Source organism: Streptosporangium nanhuense, from assembly GCF_059358815.1.
Genome location: NZ_JCADBG010000067.1, coordinates 1 through 4983, shown reverse-complemented (window position 1 = coordinate 4983; position 4983 = coordinate 1). Strand labels below are relative to the sequence as shown.

1 protein-coding gene is annotated in these 4983 nt (G+C 73.2%); it reads left to right on the top strand.

The window, feature by feature from the left end:
- The coding region (locus AC5L38_RS43875; RefSeq protein ID WP_495248757.1) for a type I polyketide synthase at positions 1–4983 on the top strand (4983 nt) is incomplete at both ends.

Below are 4983 nucleotides of genomic sequence, written 5' to 3'. Positions count from 1 at the left end.
TGGTGTGGCGGTGGACTGGCGGCAGCTGCTGCCGGGCGGTCGCCGGGTCGATCTGCCCACCTACGCCTTCCAGCACCGGTGGTTCTGGCCCGATGGGACCGCGAGTGGTGCGGGGAACGTGACCGCGGCGGGTCTGGCCGCGACGGATCACCCGCTGCTGGGTGCCGCCGTGGGCCTGGCCGACTCGGACGGGGTGGTGCTGACCGGCCGCCTGTCGCTCTCGTCGCACCCCTGGCTGGCCGATCACGCGGTGGCCGGAATGGTGATCTTCCCGGGGACCGGTTTCCTGGAGCTGGCGATCCGGGCCGGGGACCAGGTCGGCTGTGAGGTGGTGGAGGAGCTGACACTGGCCGCCCCGCTGGTGCTGGGTGAGGACGACGCGGTCGTGGTCCAGATCGCGGTCGGTGCGCCGGAGGAGACCGGCCGACGCGCCGTGAGTGTCTACTCCCGGTCGGCGCAGGCCGGGGAGGAGACGCCGTGGGTGCGGCACGCCACCGGCACCCTGGCCACGGGCACCGGGGCCGCCGCGCCGTTCGACGCGGAGGTGTGGCCCCCGGCCGGCGCGACCGCGATCGAGCTGGACGGGCTCTACGACGAGCTGGCCACCCGAGGGCTGGGGTACGGCCCGGTGTTCCAGGGGCTGCGGGCCGCGTGGCAGCACGACGGGGAGATCTTCGCCGAGGTCGCGCTGCCCGAGGAGGCGGCCTCGAACGCGGGTGCGTTCGGGGTGCACCCGGCGCTGCTGGACGCGGCGCTGCACGCGGTGAGCTTCGCCGGGCTGGACGTGGCCGAGGGCGGCCGGCTGCCGTTCTCGTGGGGAGAGGTGTGCCTGCACGCCGGTGGCGCGGCGCTCCTGCGGGTCCGGCTGACCAGGACGGGAACCGACTCGGTCTCCCTGACGGCGGTGGACCTGGCCGGGGAGCCGGTGTTGTCGGCGCGGTCGCTGATCGTGCGGCCCTTCACCCCCGACCAGCTCGTCGGCGCCGGTGGTGGTCGCGGGGTGGAGCGGGACTCGCTGTTCGGGCTGGACTGGGTCGCGCTGCCGCAGGTGGCGGGCGCGGCGACCGACGCGAGCGTGGTCGAGCTGAGCGGGGATCTCGCCTCACTCGATCCGGTGCCGGACGTGGTCATGGTCGCCGTGGGATCGGCCGACGCCGAGAGCCTGGTGGGGTCGACGCACGAGCTGGTCGCCCACGTCCTGGGCCTGTTGCAGGAGTGGCTGGCCGACGAGCGGTTCGCGGCTTCGCGCCTGGTGTTCGTCACCCGGGGCGCGGTCGAGGCACGGGAGGGCGACGTGGTCGCCGACCTGGCGGCCGCGGCGGTGTGGGGTCTGGTCCGCTCGGCGCAGTGGGAGAACCCGGGCCGCTTCGTGCTGGTCGACGCCGACGATGAGTTCCCCCCGTCGGTACTCGCCCTGGGCGAACCGCAGCTGGCGGTCCGCGAGGGTGAGGCGCGGGTCCCGCGCCTCGCGCGGGTGGCACCCGCGGAGGAGACCGGACGGTCGTGGGATCCCGAGGGCACGGTGCTGATCACCGGTGGAACCGGTGGTCTTGGGGGCAGTCTCGCCCGGCACCTGGTGGCCGAGCGGGGCGTACGACATCTGCTGCTGACCAGCCGCCGGGGCCTGGACGCTCCCGGTGCGGTGGAGCTGCGGGCCGAGCTGGTCGCGCACGGCGCCGAGGTGGAGATCGCCGCCTGCGACATGGCCGACCGGGAGCAGGTGGCGGCCCTGCTGGCGCGGGTGGACGACGATCACCCGCTGACGGCGGTCGTCCACACCGCCGGTGTGCTGGAGGACGCGACGATCCCGTCCCTGACCCCGGAGCGGCTGGGCAGGGTTTTGCGGCCCAAGGTCGACGCCGCCTGGCACCTGCACGAGCTCACCCGTGATCTGGACCTCGCGGCGTTCATCACGTACTCGTCACTGTCGGGCGTCATGGGGGCACCCGGGCAGGGCAACTACTCAGCCGCGAACACGTTCCTCAACGCCCTGGCGCAGGCACGCCGGGCCGAGGGGCTGCCCGCGCAGTCGCTGGCCTGGGGCGCCTGGACCCAGGAGACCGGGATGACCGGCACGCTGAGCGACGCCGACATGCGGCGGATCACCCGGACGGGCATGCCGCCGCTGTCGGTGGAGCAGGGCCTGGCGCTGTTCGACGCCGCCGGGCGGGTGGCCCGGCCGGTGGTGATCCCGCTCCGGCTGGAACCGGCGGTGCTGCGTGCCCACGGCGAGGTGCCGGCGATGTTGCGGGGCCTGGTACGAGGTGGGCGCCGGTCGGCGGCGTCCGGCTCGGTGGTGGCCGCGACGTTGCTGCAGCGGCTGGCCCCGCTGGGGGCGGCCGAGCGTGCCGAGGTCCTGGTGGACCTGGTGCGCGTTGAGGTGGCGATGGTGCTGGGCCACGTCTCACCCGACACGGTCGAGGTGCGGCGGGAGTTCCGCGAGCTGGGCTTCGACTCCCTCACCGCCGTCGAGCTGCGCAACCGGCTGAACACGGTGACCGGGCTGCGGCTGCCGTCCACGCTGGTCTTCGACTACCCGACACCGACCGTGCTGGCGGAGTTCCTGCTGGCCGAGCTGCTGGGTGAGGACGCCGGCGCGATCATCCCCGCGCCCGTCACGCCCCTGAGCGACGATCCGATCGTGATCGTGGGCATGGCCTGCCACTTCCCGGGTGAGGTCGACTCCCCGGAGGACCTGTGGCGGCTGGTCTCCGAGGACGGGGACGCGATCTCCGAGTTCCCGACCACGCGCGGCTGGGATCTGGGGGCGCTGTACGACCCGGATCCGGAGAAGCGGGGCACCAGCTACGTGCGCGAGGGCGGTTTCCTGGAGAGCGCCACGCAGTTCGACCCGGGGTTCTTCGGGATCTCTCCGCGTGAGGCGCTGGCGATGGACCCGCAGCAGCGGCTGCTGCTGGAGACGTCGTGGGAGGCGATCGAGCGGGCGGGCGTGGACCCGACCTCCCTGCGCGGCAGCCAGACAGGCGTGTTCGCCGGCATCTTCTACCACGACTACGGGATGGGAGCCCAGTTCCCGCCGGAGGCGATGGGCTTCGTCGGCACCGGCACCGCCGGAAGCGTCGCGACCGGCCGCATCTCCTACACGCTGGGCCTGGAGGGCCCGGCGGTGACGGTGGACACCGCCTGCTCGTCCTCCCTGGTCGCGCTGCACATGGCGGCGCAGGCCCTGCGTTCGGGTGACTGCAGTCTGGCACTGGCCGGCGGCGCGACCGTGATGGCCACCCCGGTGGCGTTCATCGACTTCAGCGCACAGGGCGGGCTGGCCCCCGACGGCCGGTGCAAGACGTTCTCCGACACCGCGGACGGCACCAGCTATTCCGAGGGCGTGGGCATGCTGGTGCTGGAGCGCCTGTCGGACGCCCGGCGCAACGGTCACCGGGTGCTCGCGGTCGTCCGTGGGTCGGCGGTGAACCAGGACGGCGCGTCCAACGGCCTGACCGCGCCGAACGGGCCGTCGCAGCAGCGGGTGATCCGCCAGGCCCTGGCCGGAGCGCGCCTGTCGCCGGCCGAGGTGGACGCGGTCGAGGCACACGGCACCGGTACGACGCTGGGTGACCCGATCGAAGCGCAGGCGCTGCTGGCCACCTACGGCCAGGACCGGGACGAGGACCGCCCGCTGCTGCTGGGCTCGATCAAGTCGAACCTCGGCCACACGCAGGCGGCTGCGGGTGTGGCGGGCGTGATCAAGATGGTGATGGCTCTCCGGCACGGGGTGCTGCCCCGGACGCTGCACGTGGACACCCCGTCGTCCCACGTGGACTGGACCTCGGGCGCGGTGGAACTGCTGACCGAGCCGACCGAGTGGCCGGAGACCGGTCGCCCGCGCAGGGCTGGTGTCTCCTCCTTCGGCATCAGCGGCACGAACGCGCATGTGATCTTGGAGCAGGGGCCGGTGGAGGTCGCGGGCCCGGCGGCGGACGAGCCGGTGGGTGTGGTGCCGTGGGTGGTGTCGGGCAAGACCGAGGAGGCGGTACGGGCGCAGGCCGGGCGGCTGCTGGCGCATGTGGAGACGCATGACGATCTTGGCCCGGTGGGTGTGGGGTCGTCGCTGGTGGTGTCGCGGTCGGTGTTCGAGCATCGTGCGGTGGTGGTCGGGAGCGACCGTGAGGGTCTGCTAGCGGGTGTGGGTGCGCTGCGCGCGGGTGAGCCTGCGGTCGGCGTGGTCACCGGTGTGGCGGATGTCGAGGGTAGGTCGGTGTGGGTGTTCCCGGGTCAGGGGGCGCAGTGGGTGGGGATGGGGGCCGCCCTCCTGGAGGAGTCGGCGGTGTTCGCGGGCCGGATGGCCGAGTGCGCCGCGGCGTTGGAGCCGTTCGTGGAGTGGTCGTTGCTGGAGGTGGTCCGGCAGGCCGAGGGTGCCCCGTCGCTGGATCGGGTGGATGTGGTGCAGCCGGTGTCGTTCGCGGTGATGGTGTCGTTGGCGGCGGTGTGGGAGTCGCTCGGGGTCCGCCCGGATGCGGTGGTGGGTCATTCGCAGGGGGAGATCGCGGCGGCGGTGGTCGCGGGCGGCCTGTTGCTGCAGGACGGCGCCCGGGTGGTGGCGCTGCGCAGTCGTCTGATCGGCGAGAAGCTGGCCGGGCTGGGGGCGATGGCGTCGGTGGCGTTGCCGGTGGAGCGGGTGCGTGAGCAGGTGGCGGCCTGGGATGGGCGGGTGTCGGTCGCGGCGGTCAACGGCCCGAATTCGGTGGTGGTCGCCGGTGAGGTCCACGCCGTGGAAGAACTGCTTGAGCGGCTAACCGGGGAGGGGGTGCGGGTCCGGCGGATCGCGGTGGATTACGCCTCACATTCGGCGCAGGTCGACCTGATCGGCGAGGAACTGGCCCACATCCTCGCGGAGGTGGACCCACGACCGGTGCGGGTGCCGATGCTGTCGACGGTGACCGGCCAATGGCTGGAAGGACCAGAACTCGAAGCAGGGTATTGGTGTGAGAACCTGCGGCGCACGGTCGGGTTCGCCTCGGCGGT